This window comes from Prevotella sp. TF12-30 (genome assembly GCF_003436715.1).
Taxonomy (GTDB): domain Bacteria; phylum Bacteroidota; class Bacteroidia; order Bacteroidales; family Bacteroidaceae; genus Prevotella; species Prevotella copri_A.
This window is the reverse complement of the sequence record NZ_QSQJ01000001.1, coordinates 62,505-86,916: the sequence shown is the minus strand read 5'-3', so window position 1 is coordinate 86,916 and position 24,412 is coordinate 62,505. Positions and strand designations below refer to the sequence as shown.

Genomic DNA, 24,412 nt, shown 5'->3' with positions numbered 1-24,412 from the left:
ATAAAATAATGAGATAGCCATCATTTCATCTTCTTTTTCTCATGGCAGAGAATAAAAAAGCCCCGTAAGGCTTGGGCCTTACAGGGCGTATTTCATATAAATCTGCGTGCGATTACTCGTACTCCTGCCAGCTCTTGATCTGAATCTGATCCTGGCTCAATGTGCAGAATGCCTCGATGAAGGCGGAAGCCAAGCGGGCATTGGTGATCAGAGGAATGTTATGGTCGATGGCGCCACGACGGATTCTGTAACCATTGGTGAGCTCACGCTTGGTGTGATTCTTAGGGATGTTGACGATGAGGTCGAACTTGTGGTCGGCAATCATCTGCATTACGTTAGGAATATCCTTGTGGTCCTCATCAGGCCATCCTACGGCTGTAGCCTTCACGTTGTTCTCGTTCAGGAACTTCGCTGTACCGGCTGTAGCGTAGATGGTGTAACCGTTCTTCACCAGCGCCTGGGCACCGTCGAGCAGAGAAGCCTTCTCCTTCGCACCACCGCTTGAAAGCATGATGCCCTTATCCTTTGAAGGAATCTTGTAGCCGGTGGCAATCAATGAGTTGAGCAATGCCTCCTCGAAAGTATCACCCATACAGCCTACCTCACCGGTAGAACTCATATCCACACCCAAAACTGGGTCGGCGTTCTGCAAACGGGCGAATGAGAACTGTGAAGCCTTCACACCCATGCGGTCGATATCGAAGGCAGACTTGTCTGGCTTCTGATATGGAGCGTCGAGCATGATGCGGGTAGCCGTCTCGATGAAGTTGCGCTTCAATACCTTGCTCACGAATGGGAATGAGCGGGATGCACGGAGGTTACACTCGATTACCTTTACATCACGACCCTTAGCCAGATACTGGATATTGAAAGGACCAGAGATGTTGAGCTCCTTGGCAATGGCACGTGAAATCTTCTTGATCTGACGGGCTGTAGCGAAGGAAATCTGCTGAGCAGGGAAGGTCATGGTAGCGTCGCCAGAGTGAACACCTGCATACTCTACGTGCTCTGAAATACCATACTCTACAATCTCACCGTTCTGGGCAACACCGTCGAACTCAATCTCGTTGGTCTCTGTCATAAACTGGGAGATAACCACTGGGTACTCCTTAGAAACCTCAGAAGCTGCCTCCAGGAAGCGACGCAACTCGTCATCGTTGTGGCAAACGTTCATGGCTGCACCGGAAAGAACGTAAGATGGACGAACGAGCACAGGATAGCCTACCTCGTCGATGAACTTCTGAACATCCTCCATTGATGTGAGGGCGCTCCACTTAGGCTGGTCGATACCCAACTTATCGAGCATGGCAGAGAACTTACCGCGGTTCTCGGCACGGTCGATGTTTACTGGAGATGTACCCAGGATTGGCACAGATTGGCGATGGAGCTTCATAGCCAGGTTGTTTGGAATCTGACCACCCACAGAAACAATCACACCACGTGGTGACTCCAGGTCGATGACATCGAGTACACGCTCGAATGAAAGCTCATCGAAGTAGAGACGGTCGCACATATCGTAGTCGGTAGATACGGTCTCCGGGTTGTAGTTAATCATGATTGACTTGTAACCCAACTTGCGTGCTGTGTTGATAGCGTTTACTGAACACCAGTCGAACTCTACGGAAGAACCGATGCGGTAAGCACCCGAACCGAGAACGATGACAGACTTCTCGTTCTTGTAGTAGTTGATGTCGTAACCCTCTACGGCATAAGTCATATAGAGATAGTTGGTGAGGTCAGGATGCTCGCTAGCCACAGTAGGGATGCGCTTTACGGCAGGAAGAATGTTCAGCTTCTTGCGCAGGGCACGGACAGCGAGAACCTCCTTCTCCATGTTGGTATCCTTGGTCTTCAATACGAAGCGGCCAATCTGGAAGTCAGAGAAGCCCAGTACCTTAGCCTCGCGCAATACCTCGGCAGGAATCTCCTCCAGCGTATTATATTCAGAAAGCTTGTGCTTGTAATCTACGATATTCTTCATGCGCTCGATGAACCAAGGGTCAATCTTGGTCAACTCCTCGATGCGCTCGATGGTGTAGCCTTCCTCCAGAGCCTGTGCGATGGCGAAGATACGGAGGTCGGTAGGGTTGGAAAGCTCCTCATCCAGGTTATCGAACTTGGTGTGGTCGTTGCCTACGAAACCGTGCATTCCCTGACCAATCATACGGAGACCCTTCTGGAGCATCTCCTCGAATGAGCGGCCGATAGACATTATTTCGCCTACAGACTTCATGGAAGAACCAATCTTGCGGCTTACACCGGCAAACTTGGTAAGGTCCCAACGAGGAATCTTACAGATCATATAGTCGAGTGATGGAGCCACATAAGCTGAGTTAGGAGTACCCATCTCGCCAATCTGATCGAGTGTATAACCGAGGGCAATCTTAGCTGCAACGAAGGCGAGCGGATAACCGGTAGCCTTGGAAGCAAGAGCAGAAGAACGGCTCAAGCGAGCGTTGATCTCGATGATACGGTAGTCGTTGGTCTCAGCATTGAAAGCATACTGGATGTTGCACTCACCCACGATGTTGAGGTGACGGACACACTTCACGGCGATGTCCTGCAACATCTTCACCTGCTCGTCGGTAAGAGAACAGGTAGGAGCTACTACGATAGACTCACCAGTGTGGATACCCAGTGGGTCGAAGTTTTCCATAGAGGCAACGGTGAAGCAACGGTCGTTCGCATCACGGATGCACTCAAACTCAATCTCCTTCCATCCCTTCAGGCTCTCCTCTACGAGTACCTGAGGTGCGAAAGTGAAGGCAGATTCAGCAATCTCCTTGAACTCCTCTTCAGTCTTGCAGACACCAGAACCGAGACCACCCAGCGCATAGGCAGAACGGATCATGATAGGGTAGCCGATGTTGCGTGCCGCAGCAACAGCCTCCTCCATGTTCTCGCAAGCGTGGCTTACTGGAACTTTGAGGTCAACCTTGTTAAGCTCCTTTACGAAGAGGTCGCGGTCTTCTGTGTTCATGATAGCCTCTACAGAGGTACCCAACACATCCACGCCATACTCCTTGAGCACACCACTGAGGTAGAGTTCTGTACCAACGTTCAAACCCGTCTGTCCACCCCAAGCCAGCATGATGCCGTCTGGGCGTTCCTTCTTGATGATTTCAGTTACAAAAAAAGGTGTCACCGGCAAGAAATAAACCTTGTCAGCAATACCTTCACTCGTCTGAATTGTAGCAACGTTTGGATTAATGAGGACAGAACTAATACCCTCCTCACGCAAAGCCTTGAGAGCCTGCGAACCGGAATAGTCAAACTCACCTGCCTGGCCGATCTTCAACGCACCGGAACCCAGGACTAGGACTTTCTTAAGCTGTTTCTTCATCTTTATATAACTATAAGTTTATTCTTGATAATAAAAAGTCTCTTCTGAAAATGTCTTGTTTAGTATCTATTTAGTTTCTTAGTCAGATTACTAAGGAAGATACACTATTTCGGGCAGCAAAGATACGTTAAATATCTGAATCATCCAAATTTTCTGCCATTCTTTACAGTTAAATAACATCAATTATTTAAAAATCCTTTCGGGATTGTCTCATTTTTGCTATTTTTTTGTTACTTTTGCAGCGCCTACAGAAATGTAGTAGAATGTTTCGAGAATAATAAAACAATAGCTTACAAGATAAAGTGATAACAACAATGAAAGTCGGATTATTCGTCCCTTGTTATGTGGATGCTTTATACCCTGAAGCGGGTGTGGCTACATACAAGTTACTAAAGCACTACGGACTGGATGTCGGTTATCCCGAAAAGCAGACTTGCTGCGGTCAGCCGATGGCTAACGCGGGTTTTCAGGATAAGTCGGAGAAGGTCATAGAGACATTTGATGAGCTGTTCAAGGATTACGATTACATCGTAGCTCCTTCAGCTTCATGTGCCGCTTACGTTAAGGTGTATTACCCTAAGATTCTGGAGGGTAAGCACGAGTGTATTTCATCCAAGAAGATTATGGATGTTGTGGAGTTCCTTCACGATGTGCTGAAGGTGGATCATGTGCCGGGCAAATTCCCGCACGTGGTGAGTGTGCACAACAGTTGCCATGGTGTGCGGGAACTGGGCTTGTCGTCTCCATCAGAGCGACACATCAAGCCATTCAACAAGATTATCGACCTGTTGAATATGGTGGAAGGCATTACCATCCACGAGCCGGAGCGTAAGGATGAGTGCTGCGGATTCGGCGGTATGTTCTCTATCGAGGAGCCTGCCGTTTCTATCCGTATGGGAGAGGATAAGATCAAGCGCCACATGGCTACGGGTGCCGAATATGTCACCGGACCGGATTCTTCCTGTCTGATGCACATGGCGGGAATCGCCAAGAAGGAGAAGATGCCGATCAAGTTTATCCATGTTGTTCAAATTTTAGCTGCAGGACTATGAGTACAGAACATTCCAAGAGAGCTGCGAAGTTTACGCAGAACGTAGAGAAGACCACCTGGCACGACGCTACCTTCTGGTCTGTTCGTCAGAAGAGAGATAAGATGGCGCAGGAACTTCCAGAGTGGGAAGACCTCCGTGAGCATGCGTCTGAAATCAAGATGCACACCATCACCCATCTTGCCGATTACCTCGATATGTTTTCCAAGAACCTGGAGAGCCGTGGGGTGAAGGTGCACTGGGCAAAGGACGCGCAGGAGTTCAACGAGATTGTGCTCGGTATCCTGAAGGATCACAACGTGAAGAAGATGGTGAAGTCGAAGTCGATGCTCACCGAGGAGTGCGAGATGAATCCTTATCTGGAGCAGCACGGAATCGATGTGGTAGAGACCGACCTGGGTGAGCGCATCATCCAGCTCTTGGGTCAGAAGCCTAGTCACATCGTAATGCCTGCCATCCACCTGAAGCGTGAGGAAGTGGGAAAGATGTTCGAGGAGAAGGGAATCTCCAAGGAAATCGGAAACTACGATCCTACTTATCTGACCCGCTGCGCCCGCCATCATCTCCGCGACCAGTTTATGGAAGCGGGAGCAGGTATGACCGGCTGCAACTTCGGCGTGGCTGCCACCGGCGATTGCGTGGTCTGCACCAACGAGGGTAATGCCGATATGACCACTTCCATGCCTAAGCTCCACATCGTGGCGATGGGTATCGAGAAGTTGGTTCCTGATTATAAGTCACTGGCTGTATTCCAGCGCCTGCTCTGCCGCTGCGGAACCGGTCAGCCTACCACCGCCTTTACCTCTCATTTCCGCCAGGCTCGTCCGGGTGCTGAGATGCATGTGGTTCTGGTGGATAATGGAAGAAGCGATATTCTCGCCGACAAGGATCACTGGCAGACCTTGAAGTGCATGCGCTGCGGAGCCTGCATGAACACCTGTCCGGTTTATCGCCGTTCAGGCGGATACAGCTACACCTATTTCATTCCGGGTCCTATCGGTGTGAACCTGGGAATGCTGAAGAATCCTCAGAAGTACAGCGACAATGTTTCAGCCTGCACCTTGTGCTTGTCTTGCGACAATGTCTGCCCTTCCAAGGTAGGTCCTGGTTCGCAGATTTACGCTTGGCGCCAGAGTCTGGAGAGATTGGGCAAGGCTAATCCTGTGAAGAAGGCGATGTCGAATGGTATGAAATATCTCTTCGATCGTCCTGCGCTCTACACCACAGCCTTGAAGTTTGCGCCACTTGTCAATCTGATTCCTGAGTGCTGCACGCACTTCAGCAACTGGAATGCGTGGGGTATCGGTCACACCATGCCTGAGTTTGCGAAGAAGAGCTTCCACCAGCTTTGGAAAGAAGGAAAGGTGAAGTAGTGGCTAATCATAAAGTTCAAAGTTCAAATTTCAAAGTTCAATGAATAAAGAAGATTTCCTGAACAAGTTGCGTAAGAATACGCACGTTCAATTCGATATGCCTGCCGTAGATGTCAAGGGAATCCAGTATGAGGATACCTTGAAGCAGTTTATTGAGATGACTGAGTCTGTGGGTGGACACGTGATAGAGGCAGAGGCGGGCGAGAGCCTGGATGAGCTGGTGAAGAAGGCTTATCCGGAGGCGAAGGTCTTTGCTTCCAACCTGCCTGAGATTACCATCGCGCAGAAGAATCCTGATACCGTGGCTGAAGCCAACGACCTGAATGGTACCGATGTGGGTATTGTCCGTGGAGAAGTGGGTGTTGCCGAGAATGGCTGCGTCTGGATTCCTCAGACCATGAAGGAGAAGGCGGTGCTTTTCATCTCCGAATATCTTGTGATTTTCCTTCAGAAAGATAAGGTAGTTAACAATATGCATGAGGCTTATGCCCGTATCGAGATGGATCCGAAGTATAATTTCGGTATTTTCATCAGCGGTCCTTCCAAGACTGCAGATATCGAGCAGGCTCTGGTAATGGGTGCGCAAGCTGCCCGTGGTGTGACAGTTATACTTTTGTAAAAGGCAGAAATCCCGAAGCTCACTATCGTGTGAACTTCGGGATTTCTCTTTATACTGTCCATTCATAGGTGTCGTAAACCACGCCTCTTCCTCCGTAACCTTCCTTGTGGGCGATGAGGCCCTCATTGATCCAGGCTCCCTGCTGTTCCGTAGAACTGCCGAAGTCCAGATAGGGATAATCGGGGTAATCATGATACATAATCTGTTCGTAGATAGCCTCCATGGCTCCGAATTCCTTTCCCTCATCGTTGGTAGAACTGTATTGTCCGTGTACCACTTGCTGGGTAATATAAAAGGTGAGTCCTCCTATAATGTGCCCGTTGCGATAAGCATTGTATTGGATGATATTCTCGGGGAAACGACTTTTCAGAAGTTCCATTTCCTGAAGCGTGTGTACCGGTTTGGCACCAAATCGCTTTTCCAGGTTCTCATTCAATACCTCCCAGAATTCCGACAGACTTGCATCTCTCACTACGGTCACTCCATTCTGATGAGCCTTCTTCAGACGGCGCAGGTGGTCTTTGCGCCAGCGCAATTTCTGCTGCATGAAGATGGTTGTGCCGATATTGCGGAGCGAAAGATGAGCCTTGCATTTCCAGAAGATGGCATAGAGATCTTCTTCTGAAGGATGGAGATGATAGATCCAGGGAATAGGACGATACTGTACCTTCTCGAATCCCTGAAGACGCAGATAGACATTCAGTTCCTCAAAGAGTTGGCAGACATCTGAAATCGTGACGTGAATGTTCATGATCAGTCCGCCATAGGTGAGTCCGAAATGCGAGCAGAGGGTCTTGCCTACCTGATGGGCTGGCAGGATGGAATGGAGCTTTCCCTTCTTGAAGAACAGGAGAGAATAGTCCTTGAACCTATCGGAATGGTAATCCATATAGTTGCGGTAAAAGAGAAACGTAGCGTTTCGGGCTTTTGCCACATACGCATCCCATTGCTGGCGATATTCGGGAGTGTATTTGATGATTTCAAACATGATGTCTTGCGTATTGGATAGTTTCAAGCATGATGCCTTGCGTATTTGAGAAACTCGTCGTAATCATAGATATAATCAGCTTCTTCGTACAATTCCGAAGCCAGGACCAGACAGACCGAACCGGCTGAGAAGTTTTCCAGCGTTCGCCAGATGCCTGTGTTGACGAGTAGTCCCTGGTCGGGGCGGTTGAGAAGATAGGATTGCTTCCGGTTTCCATCATCCAGCGTAACCGTGAAGGAACCGCTGGCTGCGATGATTACTTCCAGGCATTCCCTGTGGGCGTGCCCTCCGCGGGCAGCACCTGCCGGAATATCGTAGGTCCAGTAGGTGCGCCTGATGTGAAAGGGCACATCCTTGAAATCCTCCACATTCGTAGCCTGGAAGTCTTCGGATTGATGCGTGTTCTGGAAACGGATGATTTTTCCTATTTCTTTCATGAATCTTATTTCTTCATATAAGGGTCGGTGTCCAGGACGGTCTTTGCCAGGCGCTTTGCCTTGTCGCGGAGCGCATTCAGGTCATCGCCCTTCTCGCCGTAGCAGAGAACGACACCCATGCGGCGACCTACGTGAGCCTCAGGCTTTCCGAAGATGCGGATGCGGGTGTGGTCTTCCTTCAAGGCATCGAGCATGTTGTAGTTCAATGGCTCTGTGCTTTCCTCAGGAGAGAGGATGACGGCAGAACAGCCGATGTGCTCCAGATGGATGCCGGCGATAGGCAAGCCCATCACGGCACGGAAGTGGAGTTCAAACTCGCTCAGGTTGGTGGTGTGACCGAGGGTAACCATACCTGTATCGTGTGGACGAGGGCTCAGCTCAGAGAAGATGACTTCACCCTGCTTGCTCAGGAAGAACTCTACGCCCCAGAGACCAGCACCGGTCAGCGCCTTGGTCACTTCGCCGGCAATATGCTCAGCCTTCTTCAAAGCCTCCTCTGGAAGCTGGAATGGCTGCCAGCTCTCACGGTAGTCGCCACCCTTCTGTACGTGTCCGATAGGTGGGCAGAAGAGGGTAGGACCATCCTTTTGGGTTACAGTGAGGAGGGTGAATTCTGAATCGAAGTCGATGAATTCCTCGATGATCACTTCCTTCACGTCGCCACGGCCTTCCTCCATCGCTTCCTTGTAAGCCTCCACCAGCTCATCGTCGTTGTGAACATAGCTCTGTCCATGACCGCTGGAACTCATCAGTGGCTTTACTACGCATGGGAAACCAATCTCATCGGCTGCGTTCTTGAATTCCTCGAAAGTCTTTGCATAGAAATACTTGGCTGTGCGCAGACCCAGTTCCTTGGCAGCCAGGTCGCGGATGGCACGGCGGTTCATGGTGTAGTTCACGGCACGTGCCGAAGGTACAATCTGAATGCCCTCCTTCTCGAAGTCGAAGAGACGCTCGGTGCGGATAGCTTCAATCTCAGGCACGATGATGTCTGGGTGATGTTTCTCAACCACAGCGGTCAATGCGTCGCCATCGAGCATTGAGAACACTTCTCGCTCGTCGGCTACCTGCATGGCTGGTGCATTGTCATACTTGTCGCAAGCGATGACATACTGTCCTGCTCGCTTTGCGGCGATGGTAAACTCCTTGCCCAGTTCGCCTGAGCCCAAAAGCATAATCTTCTTCATTTATATGATGTTTAATATTTTATATCCCTAAAATTAATCACTAATCACTAATCATTAATCACTAAGTCCGAATTTCTTTCTGATAAATTCTGCGATAAACTTCTCTGTTTCTTCGATTCCCAGATGGCTGCTGTTGATGCAGAGGTCGTAGCTCTCGCTGTGTCCCCACTTCTTGCCGGTATAGTAATCGTAGTAAGAGGCGCGCTGCTCCTCATGGCTTTCGATGAACTTGCGGGCGGTGGCTCTGTCGATGTTCTTTCGCTTGCACACCGCCTTGATGCGGTCGTCGATGTTGGCGGTGATGAAGATGTTGATTACATTCTTGTAATCACGCAGCACATAGTCGGCGGTTCTGCCCACAAACACGCAGTTGCCCTCATTGGCAGCCTTTCTGATGGCGTCGCTCTGGAACTTGTACAGACCTTCCTGCGAGAAGTCGTTGTGATAGAAGTTGTTGTCGCTCAGGAAAGGCAGATGGGTATGGAAGAGAGACTTGAAGAATCCCTTCTGCTCATCGTTCTGCTCGAAGAATTTCTCCGAAAAACCGCTCTCCTTGGCGGCAAGATTCAGCAGTTCCCGGTCGTAGCATTTGCAACCGAAATCCTCCGCCAGCTTCTCGGCGATGATATGGCCGCCGCTACCTATCTGGCGACCTACGTTTATGATAATCTTGGTCATAAGCTTAAAATTTTAGCTGTTAACTGTTAACTATTAACCGTTAACTTTCATGTTTTCTTTATGTTGTCTTTTCAACTTGTTCATGTACCATGACATTACGATGGCAGCGATGACTGCGGCTGAGAAATCGGAGATAGGCATACTGTACCATACGCCATCAATATCCCAGATCATCGGCAGGAAAGCCAGGAGCGGCAGGAGGATGAGCAACTGTCTCGACAAGGAGAGGAAGATGCTGATCTTCACCTTTCCGATACACTGGAAGAAGTTCGTGATGACCATCTGGAAACCGATGATCGGGAAGCAGAACATCACCACTCTGATAGCCTTGATGCCCAAGTCTATCAGATGCTTGTCGGTAGTAAACATTCTCGCACAATAGTAAGGCAGGAACATCGCAATCAGCCATCCCGTCACCATGATGGCAGTGGCAGCAATGATGCTCAGGTTCAATACGCGCATCAATCTGTCCAGCTTCTGTGCGCCGTAGTTGTATCCGGCGATAGGCTGCATTCCCTGGTTGACACCTAACACGAACATGATGAACACCATCGCAATACCGTTAGCTATTCCGTAGGCACCCACGGAAAGGTCGCCTCCGAAACGCACCAGCTGGTTGTTGATGAAGATGACGATGATGCAGGCGCACACGTTCATCAGGAACGGCGAAATGCCGATGGCGAGGATGTTATCTACGAGTTTCCTCTTCAGTTTGTAGATTCCTTTCTTGAAGTGGAGCAGCTCGCTCTTGTTGCTGAAGAGTTTGATCTGCCACATCAGAGCCATCAGCTGCGATAGGATGGTGGCGATGGCGGCACCCTGTATTCCCCATTTGAAGACGAGGATGAAGAGGGCATCCAGTATCACGTTCATCACCACCGTGAAGATGGTGGCGTACATTGCCTGCTTAGGCTTGCTCGCTGCTCGGAGCAGGGCGTTCATGCCGAAATACATGTGGCTCACCACATTGCCCAGCAGGATGATCACCATGTACTCATGCGCATAGATGAGCGTCTGGTCGCTGGCTCCAAAAAATCTCAGGATAGGGTCGAGGAAGAGCAGACAGATGATGCTCAGTCCGATACCGATGATGAGATTCAGTGAAATCGTGTTGCCCAGAATGTTCTGCGCTGTGGCATAATCCTTTTGTCCCAACTTCACGCTGATGGCTGTGGACGCTCCTATGCCAACACCGGCTCCGAAAGCGGTGGTGAGGTTCATGAAGGGGAAGGTGATGGCGAGACCCGAGATGGCCATGGCTCCCACACCCTGACCGATGAATACGCGGTCAACAATGTTGTAGAGCGAAGAGGCGGTCATCGCAATCATCGCTGGCAGGGCATACTGAACCAGCAGCTTGCCCACAGGCTTCGTACCTAATTCTAATGTCGCTTGTTTATTTTCCATTTATATCTGTTTTTTCCTCATAGCCGCTCGCTCAGCTTCTTTCAGAAAGCAGCAGTGGCGGCTACTTGTCTGCAAAAGTACAAAAAATATCTGATACCTTATTATATATATAAGAAAAACTTGCATTTCCTGATAAAAACTTCCCTTTTCTTTTGGCATTCTCGTACAAAAACTGTACTTTTGCAGCTTAGTATAAACAATAACAATCTGATTGGGCAACAGCAGTCAGACGAGAATGTAACAATATAACAATCGTACTACCGATAAATGATGAAAAGATATTTGATGCTTTATGCATTTATTCTGTCCACCTTGACATTGTTGGCTCGCGATGGCAAGGTAACTGGCTTTCTGGAGGCCGATATGGTGTCTTTCCCTGGTGGAAAATGCCAGATGTATCGTCTTTACCTCAAGGATAAAGACCTCGACCATACGCCCTTTTCGGTGAACCGCCCTTCGGAGTTCCTCTCCCAGCGCTCCATCGACCGACGTAAGCGTCAGGGCATTCCTGTAGATCTGACCGACCTTCCTGTGGCTCCGGCTTACGAAAAGCAGGTGGCTGAGGCTGGTATCGAGATCGTAGGAAAGAGCAAGTGGAACAATACGCTGCTCATCCGCATCCATAAGGACAAGGAGCTTCGCAAGCTGGAAGGCCTGGAATTCATCACCAAGAGGAAGAAGGTATTCCAGGCTCCCGATTCCGTAAGTCAGCGTATGCGCTCGAATGTGCGCAATGGACTGAACGAGTGGAGTCAGGGCGATGGATTCTATGGCGCAGCTGATGCTCAGCTGAAGTCGCTGAACGGCAAAAGACTCCACGAAAGTGGCTATTGCGGCAAGGGAATGATGATAGCCGTATTCGATGGCGGATTCATGAATGTGGATAAGATTCCTGCCCTGCACAATATCAAGCTGGCGGGTGTGAAGGATTTCGTGGTTCCTGAATCCAAGAATGTCTTCGGAGAGATGGAACATGGCACGATGGTGCTCTCTACGATGGCTGCCAATGCGCCCGACTTCTATGTGGGTGTGGCTCCTGAGGCGCAGTATCTGCTGATAAGATGCGAGGATGAACGCACCGAGAGCCTTGCCGAGGAGGATTACTGGGCAAGTGCTGCGGAATATGCTGACAGCTGTGGCGTGGACATCATCAATTCTTCGCTCGGCTATCATGGCTTCGATGATTCCTCGATGGATCATCACTATTATGAGCAGGATGGCAACACCGCCCTCATCTCCCGAACCGCTTCGATGTGTGCCGACAAGGGAATCGTATGCGTAAACTCTGCCGGAAACGACGGTATGGGTTCCTGGAAGAAAATCAATTTCCCTGCCGATGCCAAGGATATCCTCACGGTGGGAAGCATCAACGAACATGGCATGAATGCTGCCTTCAGTGCCGTAGGACCTACGGCGGATGGCAGAATCAAGCCTGATGTGATGGCCTTCGGAAGTCCTACCTGCGTGATTACGGGCAGGGGCAGCATCATCAATGATAACGGAACTTCGTTCTCCTCGCCGCTGGTAGCGGGTATGGTGGCTTGCCTCTGGCAGGCGCTGCCTGGCAAGACTGCCAAGCAGATCATCAAGCTCGTAAAACTGGCAGGCGATAACCAGCAGCATCCCGATAATGTCTTCGGATACGGTGTGCCGGACTTCTGGAAAGCTTATCAGACGGGAAAAGCAATCAAGTAAAGTAATGATAAAAAATCTATGTCCAATATGAAACGTTTAACTGTGACGCTCTTTGAACTCAATTCCATGGTGAGCGAAATCATTTCGATGTCCTTACCCGACAGCTATTGGGTGGAAGCGGAACTCTCCGAGGCTCGCGAGGGTTACGGCGGCCACTGCTATCTGGAACTGATTCAGAAGGATGAACGCTCCAATACGCCGATAGCCAAGGCGCATGCCAACTGCTGGCGAAACCGCTGGATGCTCATCAAGCCTAATTTCGAGCGAGTGACGGGGCAGCGCATTCATGCTGGCATGAAGGTGCTGCTCAAGGTGCACGCCCAGTTCCATGAGAACTATGGTTTCTCTTGGATTGTAGATGACATCGACCCCAACTATACGATGGGTGATATGGCGCGCAAGCGCTTGGAAATCATCAATACGCTGAAGGCTGAGGGCGTCTTCGAGCTGCAGAAGGAGCTGGTGCTCCCGATGTTCTGCCAGCGCATCGCCGTGATTTCGAGTGCCACGGCAGCCGGATATGGCGATTTCTGCAATCAGCTTGCCGATAATGATTACGGCTTGCAGTTCACCACCCGCCTCTTTCCTGCCACGATGCAGGGCGAGGGAGTGGAGCAGAGCATCATCGCTGCCCTGGACAGCATCAATGCCGAATATGAGGAGTTTGACTGCGTAGTCATCATCCGTGGCGGTGGTGCTACCAGCGACCTTTCCGGTTTCGACACCCTGGCGCTTGCCGAGAATGTGGCTAACTTCCCGCTGCCTATCATCACGGGAATCGGACACGAGAGGGATGAGAGTGTACTGGATATGATTTCCTTCCAGCGGGTGAAGACACCGACTGCCGCTGCCGCCTTCCTCATCAATCATCTCGCCGAGGTTTATGCCCGGGTGATGGATGCACAGGAAACCATCGTACAGAACGTGAAGCACCGGTTGCAGGTGGAGAAGATGAGGCTAGAGAGATTGAGCAGCACCATCCCCGTTCAGTTCTCGCTGGTGAAGACGAAGCAGGGGGCGTATCTCGACCGTCTGATGACTCGCATTACGTCGAATCTGCAGTCGAAGGTATCGAATGCGCAGCGCCGTTTAGAGATTCTCTCGCAGAATATCCAGCCGGTACTGGAGCGTAAGATGCTCAATGAGAATCATCGACTGCAGCTTCTCCAGCAGCGCATCCAGGCGCAGGATCCGGAACTGCTGCTGAAGCGTGGCTACAGCATCACGCTGAAAGATGGCAAGAGCATCCGTTCTGCCTCGCAGCTGAAGGCTGGCGATATCATCGAAACGAGATTCGCCGAGGGCAATATTAAATCGGAAGTGAAATGATTCCCCACACGCCCTGAGGCAATAGGAATTTCCCATCGCCCTTGAAAGGGCAGAAGCTCCTAGCCCAGGGCAACGCCCTGGGTAATAAAGAATGCAAACCTGTCGCCCTGAAAGGGCAAAAGCTTTAAAATATCCACTGTTAACTGTTAACTCTGTTAACTCTGTTAACTCCAAAAATAATAAAATTATGGCAAAAGAAGAAATGAAATACGAGCAAGCCGTAAGAGAGCTTGAGCAGATTGTAGAAAGAATGGAGAATGATGAACTGGATATTGATCAGCTCTCCGAGCAGTTGAAGCGTGCCAAAACCTTGGTGAAGCTCTGCAAGGACAAGCTCACCAAGACCGATGAGGAAATCAAAAAGCTTCTCAGTGAGGATTGATCCCTTCTGTTTCAGCCACCCCTGTTTCGGCGGATTTGCAATCCGCCGTCGTATGGGTAACTATTGCGGATTTGTAATCCGCTAAAAGGACCGGCGCAAGAAACTCAATCTCTTGCTTGAGGCGGATTTCAAATCCGCTAATAAATAGGTCGAGCCTTTTTGTCTGCGGATTTCAAATCCGCAGGAACGCTTACGGTGGAACGCCTATGGCGCTCGTTTCGGCGAATTTGCAATCCGCCGCCAGTTACCTATTTCGGATTTGCAATCCGCTTCAAGGAACGGCGCAAGAACGAAAAAGTACCCATAAAATGGCAAAATAATGCCTCAAAACGGCAGAAATACGTAAAATAATAACGTTTCTACTAAATTTATCGCAAAATAGTTGCAGATTAATAGAATATTTTGTACTTTTGCATTCAAAATATTAGTAGAACATTAAAAAATAAGATGTTATGAAAGACTTAGATTGGTCTAATTTGTCATTTGGCTATCGCCAGACTGACTACAATGTTCGCTGTTACTATCGCGACGGCAAATGGGGCGAAATAGAAGTTTGCTCTGATGAGTATTTGAAATTGCACATGGCTGCCACCTGTCTGCACTATGGTCAGGAGGCATTCGAGGGTCTGAAGGCTTATCGTTGCCCAGACGGCAAGGTACGCGTGTTCCGTATGGACGAGAATGCAGCCCGCCTGCAGAGCACATGCCGTGGTATCCTGATGCCAGAGGTGCCAACAGAGTTGTTCGAGGAGATGGTGAAGAAGGTGGTCCGCCTCAACCAGGAGTGGATTCCTACCTACGAGAGTGGTGCTACGCTCTATATCCGTCCGCTGCTCATCGGTACAAGTCCTCAGGTGGGTGTGCATCCTTCTAAGGAGTATTGCTTCCTGATTTTCGTAACCCCAGTGGGTCCATACTTCAAGGGTGGATTCTCTACCAACCCATACGTCATCATTCGTGATTTCGACCGCTCTGCTCCTCTCGGAACAGGTATCTATAAGGTAGGTGGTAACTATGCTGCTTCCCTCAGAGCCAACCATATCGCTCACGAGAAGGGTTATGCTTGCGAGTTCTATCTCGACGCCAAGGAGAAGAAATACATGGATGAGTGTGGTGCTGCCAACTTCTTCGGTATCAAGAATAATACATACGTTACTCCTAAGAGTACATCCATCCTCCCATCTATCACCAACAAGAGCTTGATGCAGTTGGCTGAGGATCTCGGTATGAAGGTAGAGCGCCGTCAGATTCCTGAGGATGAGTTGGATACATTCGAGGAGGCTGGTGCTTGCGGTACAGCTGCCGTTATCAGCCCTATCAGCTACATTGATGACCTGGATACAGGCAAGCGCTACAACTTCGGTGAGAAGCCAGGTCCTGTCTCTAAGCACCTGTATGATACCCTCCGTGGCATTCAGTATGGTACTGTAGAGGACAAGCACGGTTGGACAACCGTAGTTATTGAGTAAAAACCAATAAGAGATAATATTAAGTTCAGAGCACTTTGAGGAGTTTTCGCTTCTTGGAGTGCTTTTTTTATGCTTTTCCCTTGGAGTTTCATAAAAATATCGTATCTTTGCCCACAGAAAATATAACTTCTTAAAAGAAAGGAAAGATTATGCAGACAACTATCAACATATCATTGGATGTACCTCAGTCTTATCAGTTGGATACATTGAAGCAGGAGCTGACAGAGTATGCTAAGAAATTAGTGGCTAAAGCTAAGCCTAAGGCAAAGGTTGCAAGAAGGCAATATGCTCATGATGCTTTATGCGGTATTATGAAGACTGATAAGTCGGATAAGGAATTAATAGAGGAGTATCTAAAAGAAAAATTTCAAATTTGACAACGATGAAAGTCTTTTTAGATACTAATATTTTTATCGAATATACCACGTGCCGTAAGCAATTCAGATGGGTACGTGATGTTTTTGATGCTATAGAAGATGAAATTATTTCTGCTGTGGCTTCTGTTGGAGGTATGTACACAAATGCATATCTTGTTACTCTTTATTTTAAAGAGCATGGTATTCATAGGCCTGAGCAGACAGAGAGAGTCAGACAGACGCTTTTAGCGTTTTTGCAGTTGGCTCCTACTGTAGATTGTTCAGCAAAAACAGTTCAAGAAGCTGTCAATGATGAGCGCTTTACCGACATAGAGGATAGCTTCCAGTATCACTGTGCCTTGCAGAATGATTGTGATGTCTTATTGACTATCAATATCAAAGATTACAAGAACGTATTGGGGCAGAGACCCGAAGTCTTGACTCCTGAGGAATTTGTAGAGAAGTATTTCAAATAATATCATAAACAAGAAGCCTCTCGGCATTGCTTTGCTGGGAGGCTTCTTCGGCTCTTACGGCTGGTGGGGGTTAACAGGGTTAACAGTTAACAGTCGATTTTTCGATAGTCCCCCTCGCGTACCTTATTATATAATAATATATATATATATACTTCTTTTTATAGATATGGGGGGTACCATGCATTTTTCGGCTGTTAACTGTTAACCTGTTAACCCTGCCCATTTTTTAAGCCAACTCTATACTTCTGGATAGAGAACTCATAGAGTTGGGGGATAAGAAACTATCACTTAGCTTCTTTAACACTTTCCGGGCTTCATAGATGGCAAGGATCGGTCATCTATTAAGCCTCCAGCTTGCCATCTATTAAGCCTCTTTCGTGTCGCTTTCGTGTCGTTTTCGTGTCACTTTCGTGTCGCTTGTTTTATCCTTGTATTTCCCTTTATCTCGTAACCGGGAATACGTAGTATTCTCTATCTACATCGAAATCAAGCACCCACTGGTCAACGATGATATTGTCATCCAGCGCCTTGATTTCTACAGTATGATAGCCGTCGAGCAGGGTTACGTAGAAGCTCTTGAGCGCCTGTCCGCGCCAATGATTCATCTTCCATTCCTTGGAGTTGTAATCCTCTTTCATCTGGCAGATTACCGGCTCTGCACCGTCGATGCTCACGCTTACCCGCATATTCTTCTCGTATGGCAGATAGCTCGGGATGGTGGCGAGGGTGAATCTCGCGTCTCCTATGCTGCTGCTTACGAATCTGTATCTCAGAATGGCTCCCTTTGGCAGCTTCACGGCGTTGTTGCTGTGACCCAGCAATGGCTTCAGCTGGATCTTCTCGGCTGTCTCTCCCTTGGCAGCAGGTGCCTGGAAGGCATTCGTCCAGTCGTATGCATTCTTGGCGGTGATGTTCTTGGTGAATGTCACCAGCGGCTGGAGATCTTGATTTCTGTCGAAGGCATCCTGCATCAGAAGCTTGATATCCTTGGCAGGTAGGGTGCCCGGCAACTGCGGAGCTTGCATTTCTGCCCCATTTGTGGCGATGATGCTGCTCCATTTGCCTTTGCCCAGCTTCAGATAGTAGGCGTTGAGCTGCTTCAGGGTGTTGAAGGCGTTGAGGCTCACGGCAGCCGAAGCCTTGGCTTCATCATCATTCGGGAACAGTCCCGGACGGGCGATGTCTCTGGCTTCCTGTGCCTCCAGCTCCTTTTCGGCGATGAGGGCAGCTGAGAAGATAGGATATTTCACGATTTCGAAGAAACCGTCTCGCTGATCGGCAGGAAGGGTTCTTTCCAGATTGGCAGTCTTGGTCTTCAGCAGGTCGTAGGCGTAGAGATAGCGCTCCAGCTCATTGCCGAACTCGCCCGAATGAAACTCTGTATCGCCGTATGGCATTGCCATGAAGGCTGGCTGTCGGATACTGGTCAGGCGATAGTATTCCTCCATCAGAGGCTTGATTTTCTTGGCTGCCACGTTGCCGAAGAGACTGCTGAGCCAGTTCTGCAGGTAGCTGCTGATGCCTCCCTGGAGCGCCTCGCTGTTCCAGGCTAAATCTGAAATCATGGCAAGCTGCAGCGAAACCATCTTCGGATTGGTTACGTTGGCAATCCATGCGCAGTCTTCATCATGATGCATCTCCGAGCGATGGGATTTCTCCCGGTGCTCCGACTTGGTTTCCAGATAATCTCTGTTGTTGAGCATCTCGAGCACCAGGGCAGGGGAGATATTCTCCAGCTGCATCTGGTTGCCGGCACAGATCATCTTTACGTTCTCCAGGGGCTTCTTATGCTTTTTCTTGTGTTTCTTGCCGGTGATTTCCGTCACCTTGTAGTTTTCGGCAATGCAGATGTCGAAGCTATCCACCACCGCCTTGTTGTAGGCAGCCTCGTGCTTGCCGTCCACCTGCCAGAGGGTGTTGGCTCTCAGTCGCAGCATCAGGCGCGCCAGCTGACTGTAGTTCTTCAGATTCATCCACTTGCTTCCGTTCAGGGCAAGACCTCTGAATTCGATTCTCGGGATTTCGATCTTCTCCGTTCCCACCTGGGTAGAGAGATTCTGACGTGTCTGCGGCTTCAGGTCGTTCCATCCTGCCATAGGCGAAACGCCAGCCATGCGCGAGAGCTCCATGATGGCGTAGGCTGTGCCTCGGGCGTCGCTTCCTATCACGATGATCTTGCCCTTTCGGGTTCCGATGTAGAAAGCATCTTTGGCTGTGATGAACTTGTGGAGCGGAGCGCCGAGCTTTTCTACGGCAGAAAACTCCTTGTTGGTGAGCAGGTTGAGCTGGTAAATCTGGATGTTGGCACTGGCTTTCTCCTTCGCCTCGTTGCCGGTTACAGCCTTCATGTCGTTGGAAAACATTCTGAGGGCAATCTTCACCACAGGTGCAGTGGTGGCGTTGATAGAGTAGCTTACCTTGTCCGAAGCATCCGCCCAGTTGATGCTGGTAGCTGCAGTCACATTCTCTTTCTTCTTACTCTTGCTGAAGGTTTCAGCGCCTGCCTGCTGCACAGAAAGACAAGCCAGAGAAAGGGTGAAACCTACTATGATTTTCTTATAATTCATTTTTATTCAGTTTTGTCGTTTTGAAGGTGGAGGGGGAATCCGAAGTTCCTGATGTCGCTTCATCATCTTCTCCAATCTGCAAAGATACATAAAAGTGTTTAATAACTGAAATTATTTAGTTTTTATTTGCTTATTACATTATTTATTGTTACTTTTGCACCAAACAAAACAATAATTATGACATTATATCCAAAATTAATTGAAGAGGCTCTTGCTACCGTCATCTATCCCGGTACCAAGAAGAACCTTATAGAGAGTGAAATGCTGGCAGATACGCCTAGCATCAATGGTATGAAGGTGAAGGTGGTTCTGCTCTTCCCTAGAGATACCGATCCCTTCCTGAAGAGTACGGTGAAGGCGGCTGAGGCTGCCATCCATTATCATATCTCCAAGGAGGTAGAGGTGGAGATCGTTACTGAGTTCAAGTCGGCTCCTCGTCCTGAAGTGGGAAAAATGCTTCCTCAGGTGAAGAACGTCATCGCAGTAAGCTCGGGTAAGGGTGGAGTAGGTAAGAGTACGGTTTCTGCCAATCTTGCCATCGCACTTGCGAAGTTGGGTTACAAGGTGGGCTTGCTCGATACCGATATTTTCGGTCCTTCTATGCCTAAGATGTTCGGTGTAGAGGAAGAACGTCCTTATTCTGTTCACAAGGATGGCAGAGATCTCATCGAACCAGTAGAGAAATATGGCGTGAAGCTCCTGAGTATCGGTTTCTTCGTAAGTCCTACCACGGCTACCTTGTGGCGCGGCGGTATGGCTTGCTCTGCCTTGAAGCAGCTGATTGCGGATGCTGACTGGGGTGAGTTGGATTACTTCATCCTTGATACTCCTCCTGGCACCAGTGACATTCATCTTACCCTGCTCCAGACTCTCGCCATCACGGGTGCGGTAATCGTAAGTACTCCTCAGCAGGTGGCGCTTGCCGATGCAAGAAAGGGTATTGACATGTATCAGAATGATAAGGTGAATGTACCTATCCTCGGTCTTATCGAAAATATGGCATACTTTACTCCTGCCGAGTTGCCGGAGAACAAGTATTATATCTTCGGTAAGGAGGGGTGCAAGAATCTCGCCAAGGAGATGAACGTGCCTTTGCTCGCCCAGATTCCTATCGTTCAGAGCATCTGCGAGGGTGGTGATGATGGTGCGCCTGCTGCTACCAAGGTTGATTCCATCACCGGTCAGGCTTTCCTGAGCCTCGCCCAGAGCATCGTTACGGTAGTGAACCGCAGAAATGCGGAGAAGGCTCCAACCAAGATTGTAAGTACGCACAAGTAAATAACTGACTTTTCGCAAGTAAGGGGGGTGTCATAAGTCTATGGCGCACCCTTTTTTAGTTTTTCAAGAACACAAGTCCGCCAGGCGTCCCGCCGGATTTGCAATCCGGCGTTAAAAAATGTCCTAACCTATTTTGTCTCTGCGGATTTGCAATCCGCAGCAAAGAAGTATGCTTTTCCTTTTATTTGGGGATTACAAATCCCCTGTTGTTTATAGGTCGAACCTTTTTTACGGCGGATTTCAAATCCGCCGGGACGCCTGGCGGGGGATGGTTGTCAGTACGCACAAGTAAATAACTGGCTTTTGCAAGTAAGCCCCATACGCCCTTATCAGGGTGTATGGGGCTAGCTCTTTATTTTTTAGCCTCCAGAAGCTCTTCTGCCTCATCCTCTTCTTCTGCAACTTCGGCTGTAAGATTCGCCTTGAGTCTTGCTGAGCGCAACTGCTGCCTGAAAACCAGGCAGGTAGCGAGGAAATATACGCCTGTCTGTATCCAGAGCGCTCTGAACTCCGGCAGAATATCGGCAAGAGATGCTCCCATGCTGCTGATTCTCAGAAAACCTCTGATACCGAAGGTAGATGGGAAAACCCAGGCAAATCCCTGCCAGAAGGCTGGAATATTGCTCTGTGGCCACGAAATACCCGTCATGAAGAGCAATGGAACTGAGGTGAAAACCACCAGAAGCATCACGTTCTCACGGTATCTTACCAGGCATGATAGCATCAATCCGAAGAATACGCACGACAGAATATAAGGTAGAAGGAAACCCAGAATGGTGGTCCAGGTTACCATACTTACGAAGCCGAAAAGTTTCGGAACAACCAGCGTCAGGTACATTCCCATCACGGCGTAAACCATGAAATAAACCATCGACTTGCCGAATACAATTCGGAAAATGCCGCCATAATGCTCGCTTACCGGTATGAGTTCTCGGTTTCTGTTCAGTTCTCTCGATGTTCCTGCTGCCATTCCGATGCCCAGCAGCATGGTTTGCTGCAGGATGAGTACCAGTACACCCGGAAGAATCGCATTACCATATCCCCCGGTGGTATTGAATATCGGAACTTCATCGAATTCCAGTGGATGGGCGGTTATTTCATCATCCCGATCCGTGAATCCTCCTCCCTTGGAAATCTGGATTCCCGAGTTGATCTGGCTCGCCACACCCTGTGCGGTCTGGAAAATCGCCTTATAGGTCAGCATCAGACTCATATCGCAATATACGCCCACATGCGCCTGTTCACCACGATTCAGCTTGGTGTCGAAATCGGCTGGAATATAGACGATTCCGTGCACCGCCTGCCTTTGCACCAGCTGCTTTGCTTCATCGAGACTGTTGCAGTAATAGGTGGCCTTGACATCTGGAGAAGCATCGTAATCGCGGATAAACTCGCGGGAAGTATGGCTGTGGCTCAGGTCAACAATCGCCGTATCCACCTCTCTCACCACCTCGTTGTTGTAAATCCACGAGTAGAGCAGCGGATAGCCCAGCGGTACCAGGATGCAGAAGATGAGCACACCCTCATCGCGGAAAACATTGCGCATTTCCGTCTTCCAGATGTAGCACATATCCCAGATTCCATTGATGATCTTATATAATAAACTACTTTTCTTCATTATGGTAGGTATTTATATACTAGCATTGCCTTCTTGATATTCCATACGGTGAGGATTGGCAGGGCACAGAAGAGCACCATCGCGCCCCAGTGGAGCACAGCATCGCTCATCGGGAAACCATTGAAGATGTTCATCTGGTAAATCATATAATAGTGGCGCATAGGGTAGAGCTGTCCGATGGCCTGGATTGGCGAATCCATGGAGAAGAGTGGATAGGTGGCTCCGCAGATGGAGAAACTCACCACGCCCCAAAGCGAACAGATACTCATCGACATGCGCAGGGAAGGCATCAGTCCGAAGGCAAAGATACCGAAGCACTGGCAGGACAATACGCTCAGAATGCCCAGCAGTATGATGGGCGCAGCACCTCCCGGATGCGGGAATCCCAATACATAATAGATGTAGAACTCGAAGAGCAGGAAGATGCTCAGGAAGATGAGCGTCTGAGGCAACATCTTACCTGCAATGGCGAGATAAGGATTGTTGTTCGCCATTCGCATCCAGTCTTTGGCTCTGTTGAACTTCAGTTCCGTACCGATGGAATAAGGGGTGATCAGGAAGATGAACAGCATGATGAGTCCCGGCACCATCACGCTCGACAGATAATAGTTGTAGTTGGCGTAAGGGTTGCCTATCATGTGCAGATCCACGGCGATGGGCTGCAGGAAGGTCATGATTTCATCGTTCGTCTTTCCCAGTGCCGACAGCTTCGCCATTCCGGCTGCTGCGCCACCCAGGGTGGAAATGGTCTTCAGATCGCGGAAGAGCAGGGAGCCTGCTGCCAGCGAAACGCTGCTGTAGTAGAAGGAAATCTTCGGCTGTCGGGAAGCCATCAGTCCTGCCTCCGTTCCGTTAGGAATCACCAGGAAGGCATAGATCTCGTTCTTCTGGATAGCATGTCTTGCCTCGGCTATGTTCTCATAGTGAGCCACCACCTTAGTGGTCTGGAAAGCGTCGAGCTTATGCACCAGCTGGCGGGAGGTATGAGAATTGTCCTGGTCAACGATGCCCACAGGCATGTCGGTAGGCACACCTCCCTGCATCAGGGTAGTGAAGAAGATCACCACCACGATGGGAAAGATGACCATGCAGAAGAGATAGATGGGATTCTTCCGCATGATGCCGCACTCTCTACGGGCAATATGATATAATTTCTTGAACATAGAAGTTATTTAATGATGAGTGACATTCCCGGGCGCAATCCCTCCAGCTTGGTGATAGGACGGGCCTTCACCTCGAAAGTCTTGCGGTCGTAGTCGCCATTATCCTTGGTTGCCTTCCAGGTAGCGTATGAGCCCTGGTCTTTCAGGTAGTAAACCTTCATCTTGATTTCCTTGTTGAAGGCAGGAACGAAAGCGGTGAACTCATCGCCCTTGTTCAATCCCTGGAGATGATCCTCGCGAACATTGAAGGTTCCCCACATATCGCTCATGATAGAGATGCTCATGATAGGAGAACCGAGACCCACCAGCTCGCCTACCTTAGGATAGACATTGCTTACCTCGCCTTCGCACTGAGCCACCTGAACCGTCTCCTTCAGGAGATTCTTCACTACATCCACGGCACTCTTCGAAGCCTGTGTGTTGCTGGAAGCCATGCGCTTCTCCTGCTCGCGGGCACCATTCTTCGCCATCTCGTACTGGCTCTTGGCTGCAGCCACCTGAGCCTCTGTAGCCTTGTAGGCAGCAAATGCTTCGTCGCGCTTCTGACCGCTGATCACACCGTCGTTATAGAGGTTCTGCATGCGATCGTAAGTCTTCTTGGCAATGGTTGCAGCAGCTTCTGCCTGCTGAACCAGCTGGAAGGCACCCTGAATCTGCTCCTTGCGCGCACCGGCATCGGTAAGATCCTTCATGGCCTCTGCTGCGGCATTGGTTGCCTGGAGCATCTGCTCCTGCGATTTCATCTCTGGAACTTCGAGGATAGCGAGGGTGTCGCCCACGTGGACGTAGTCGCCCTCCTTGACTCTCAGTTCTACGATGCGGCCTGGCAACTTGCAGGATACTCTGTATTCTGATACTTCTACCTCGCCCTGGATAGTGTCGTCCTTCTGCTCAAGCGTGAAGAAGCCAATGATTCCCACGAGTATGACAACTGCCGTAAAACCGATGACGGCAAGCAGTATATTGTTATGCTGTGATTTCTTAGACATGTTTTTATC

Annotated in this window: 20 protein-coding genes; 10 read left to right on the top strand and 10 right to left on the bottom strand. The window is 49.5% G+C overall.

Annotation, left to right across the window (positions count from 1 at the left end):
- Positions 1–112 precede the first annotated feature (112 nt).
- The gene (gene carB, locus DXD25_RS00420) at positions 113–3,343 is read right to left on the bottom strand and encodes a carbamoyl-phosphate synthase (glutamine-hydrolyzing) large subunit (RefSeq protein ID WP_117661277.1); all 3,231 of its coding nucleotides are present in this window, start codon (positions 3,341–3,343) and stop codon (positions 113–115) included.
- 314 nt (positions 3,344–3,657) lie between these two features.
- Between carB and DXD25_RS00415 the strand changes: the two genes are divergently transcribed.
- The 3 genes from DXD25_RS00415 to DXD25_RS00405 are packed head-to-tail and all read left to right on the top strand — an operon-like array spanning position 3,658 to position 6,384.
- A complete protein-coding gene (locus DXD25_RS00415; RefSeq protein ID WP_117661276.1) occupies positions 3,658–4,395 on the top strand; it encodes a (Fe-S)-binding protein in 738 nt (245 codons plus the stop codon).
- Positions 4,392–5,765, top strand: coding sequence for a lactate utilization protein B (locus DXD25_RS00410; protein WP_117661275.1), 1,374 nt, complete (start codon positions 4,392–4,394; stop codon positions 5,763–5,765). The genes DXD25_RS00415 and DXD25_RS00410 overlap by 4 nt, the downstream gene beginning before the upstream one ends.
- Before the next feature lie 40 nt (positions 5,766–5,805).
- Complete coding sequence (locus DXD25_RS00405; RefSeq protein WP_089544652.1) at positions 5,806–6,384, top strand: LUD domain-containing protein; 579 nt, start codon at positions 5,806–5,808, stop codon at positions 6,382–6,384.
- Positions 6,385–6,433: 49 nt separating this feature from the next.
- On the opposite strand, the gene DXD25_RS00400 is transcribed toward DXD25_RS00405, so the two are convergent.
- Genes DXD25_RS00400 through DXD25_RS00380 form a run of 5 tightly spaced genes read right to left on the bottom strand, consistent with a single transcriptional unit; the run spans position 6,434 to position 11,081 of the window.
- Positions 6,434–7,372 carry a GNAT family N-acetyltransferase gene (locus tag DXD25_RS00400; RefSeq protein WP_089544653.1) on the bottom strand — a complete coding sequence of 313 codons (939 nt, stop codon included), beginning with the start codon at positions 7,370–7,372 and terminating at the stop codon, positions 6,434–6,436.
- 23 nt (positions 7,373–7,395) lie between these two features.
- Positions 7,396–7,809 (bottom strand): FdtA/QdtA family cupin domain-containing protein, encoded by a 414-nt coding sequence (locus DXD25_RS00395; RefSeq protein ID WP_117661274.1) that lies wholly within the window; start codon positions 7,807–7,809, stop codon positions 7,396–7,398.
- Positions 7,810–7,814: 5 nt separating this feature from the next.
- A complete protein-coding gene (purT, locus tag DXD25_RS00390) occupies positions 7,815–8,996 on the bottom strand; it encodes a formate-dependent phosphoribosylglycinamide formyltransferase (RefSeq protein WP_117661273.1) in 1,182 nt (393 codons plus the stop codon).
- A gap of 54 nt (positions 8,997–9,050) precedes the next feature.
- Positions 9,051–9,674 carry an AAA family ATPase gene (locus tag DXD25_RS00385; RefSeq protein WP_117661272.1) on the bottom strand — a complete coding sequence of 208 codons (624 nt, stop codon included), beginning with the start codon at positions 9,672–9,674 and terminating at the stop codon, positions 9,051–9,053.
- Positions 9,675–9,707: 33 nt separating this feature from the next.
- The gene (locus tag DXD25_RS00380; protein ID WP_117661271.1) at positions 9,708–11,081 is read right to left on the bottom strand and encodes an MATE family efflux transporter; all 1,374 of its coding nucleotides are present in this window, start codon (positions 11,079–11,081) and stop codon (positions 9,708–9,710) included.
- A gap of 267 nt (positions 11,082–11,348) precedes the next feature.
- On the opposite strand from DXD25_RS00380, the gene DXD25_RS00375 reads away from it, so the two are divergent.
- The 6 genes from DXD25_RS00375 to DXD25_RS00350 all read left to right on the top strand — a co-directional run bounded on the left by DXD25_RS00375 (position 11,349) and on the right by DXD25_RS00350 (position 16,788).
- Positions 11,349–12,776: a S8 family serine peptidase gene (locus DXD25_RS00375; protein ID WP_117661270.1), complete on the top strand. Its 1,428-nt coding sequence runs from the start codon at positions 11,349–11,351 to the stop codon at positions 12,774–12,776.
- Between the two features lie 18 nt (positions 12,777–12,794).
- Positions 12,795–14,105: an exodeoxyribonuclease VII large subunit gene (gene xseA, locus DXD25_RS00370; protein WP_370453394.1), complete on the top strand. Its 1,311-nt coding sequence runs from the start codon at positions 12,795–12,797 to the stop codon at positions 14,103–14,105.
- Positions 14,106–14,292: 187 nt separating this feature from the next.
- The gene (gene xseB / locus DXD25_RS00365; protein WP_089544660.1) at positions 14,293–14,487 is read left to right on the top strand and encodes an exodeoxyribonuclease VII small subunit; all 195 of its coding nucleotides are present in this window, start codon (positions 14,293–14,295) and stop codon (positions 14,485–14,487) included.
- Positions 14,488–14,939: 452 nt separating this feature from the next.
- Positions 14,940–15,956 (top strand): branched-chain amino acid aminotransferase, encoded by a 1,017-nt coding sequence (locus DXD25_RS00360; RefSeq protein ID WP_117661269.1) that lies wholly within the window; start codon positions 14,940–14,942, stop codon positions 15,954–15,956.
- A gap of 149 nt (positions 15,957–16,105) precedes the next feature.
- Positions 16,106–16,333 (top strand): hypothetical protein, encoded by a 228-nt coding sequence (locus tag DXD25_RS00355; RefSeq protein ID WP_117661268.1) that lies wholly within the window; start codon positions 16,106–16,108, stop codon positions 16,331–16,333.
- Positions 16,334–16,338: 5 nt separating this feature from the next.
- Positions 16,339–16,788, top strand: coding sequence for a PIN domain-containing protein (locus tag DXD25_RS00350; RefSeq protein WP_117661267.1), 450 nt, complete (start codon positions 16,339–16,341; stop codon positions 16,786–16,788).
- A 440-nt stretch (positions 16,789–17,228) separates the two neighbouring features.
- Here the strand turns inward: DXD25_RS00350 and DXD25_RS00345 are convergent, their stop codons facing one another.
- Positions 17,229–19,355 carry a glycosyl hydrolase 115 family protein gene (locus DXD25_RS00345; RefSeq protein WP_117661266.1) on the bottom strand — a complete coding sequence of 709 codons (2,127 nt, stop codon included), beginning with the start codon at positions 19,353–19,355 and terminating at the stop codon, positions 17,229–17,231.
- A gap of 177 nt (positions 19,356–19,532) precedes the next feature.
- Between DXD25_RS00345 and DXD25_RS00340 the strand changes: the two genes are divergently transcribed.
- Complete coding sequence (locus DXD25_RS00340; protein WP_117661265.1) at positions 19,533–20,633, top strand: Mrp/NBP35 family ATP-binding protein; 1,101 nt, start codon at positions 19,533–19,535, stop codon at positions 20,631–20,633.
- Between the two features lie 352 nt (positions 20,634–20,985).
- On the opposite strand, the gene DXD25_RS00335 is transcribed toward DXD25_RS00340, so the two are convergent.
- Genes DXD25_RS00335 through DXD25_RS00325 form a run of 3 tightly spaced genes read right to left on the bottom strand, consistent with a single transcriptional unit; the run spans position 20,986 to position 24,403 of the window.
- Entirely contained in the window at positions 20,986–22,251 is a 1,266-nt protein-coding gene (locus DXD25_RS00335; RefSeq protein ID WP_117661264.1) for an ABC transporter permease, read from the bottom strand.
- Positions 22,251–23,414, bottom strand: coding sequence for an ABC transporter permease (locus DXD25_RS00330; RefSeq protein ID WP_117661263.1), 1,164 nt, complete (start codon positions 23,412–23,414; stop codon positions 22,251–22,253). The genes DXD25_RS00335 and DXD25_RS00330 overlap by 1 nt, the downstream gene beginning before the upstream one ends.
- 5 nt (positions 23,415–23,419) lie before the next feature.
- Positions 23,420–24,403 (bottom strand): HlyD family secretion protein, encoded by a 984-nt coding sequence (locus tag DXD25_RS00325; RefSeq protein ID WP_117661262.1) that lies wholly within the window; start codon positions 24,401–24,403, stop codon positions 23,420–23,422.
- Positions 24,404–24,412 lie beyond the last annotated feature (9 nt).